General features: G+C 42.1%; 1 protein-coding gene. It reads left to right on the top strand.

Annotated elements, in window-relative coordinates; genetic code table 11:
* On the top strand, nucleotides 1–644 hold a 644-nt coding region (locus R7190_RS26810), incomplete at its 5' end, for a phospholipase A (RefSeq protein WP_318137788.1).
* Between the last annotated feature and the right edge of the window lie 144 nt (nucleotides 645–788).

Raw genomic sequence — 788 nt, 5'->3', positions numbered from 1 at the left:
TCAACCAAAGCGCCTATAGCGAAATGGGCTCAGAGATGGATTCACTGCAAGATTTTGAAGTGAAGTTTCAGATCTCAGCATCAATTCCATTTTATCGCTTCAGCTCAGGCACTGCTTTGATGGGGGCTTATACTCAAAAGTCCCTATGGCAACTGGCAAACTCTGATATCTCCTCGCCATTTAGAGAAACAAACTACAAGCCGCAAGTGTTCTTAGCACATCAATCGAACATGTTGTTGTTCAATCATGTTGAAGCCGGTTACAAACATGAATCGAACGGTCAATCCAGCAAACTGTCACGCAGTTGGGACCGTCTATATGTCGCTGCCGAGCGTTTTTCTGGCCCAGTCGAGTATGGCGTACATGCATGGTGGGTGATTACCACAGAAAATGACGACATGGAAAATTACTACGCACCTTACGAGTTGTGGGCGAAAGTTTATACCCGTGCGGGCGTGGTCAATACACGCGGTTTTTACAACTTTGCTGATGATAAAGGTGGAGTTGAACTAGGTTACACATTCTATTTCAATGACATTCTTGGTGTATATCTTCAAGGTTACCATGGCTACGGTGAAACGCTGATCGACTATGACCATTCTCAAACCCGTGTTGGGCTTGGTATTAAGCTGATGAATCTATAAGCTTTTGGTATTGATATCATCGCTTAAGCCCTGTTTTTAGTTTGCTGTTTGAAATATTAATCAATTGAATGCTTATATATGGCGAAGCTGTGCATCACTTGTTACAAAGCTGGTTTTAATATTTCCTTTTGAATGTAATTAAGG

The sequence above is a fragment of the Vibrio sp. 1078-1 genome (assembly GCF_033340475.1).
This window is presented reverse-complemented; position numbering and strand designations above follow the sequence as displayed.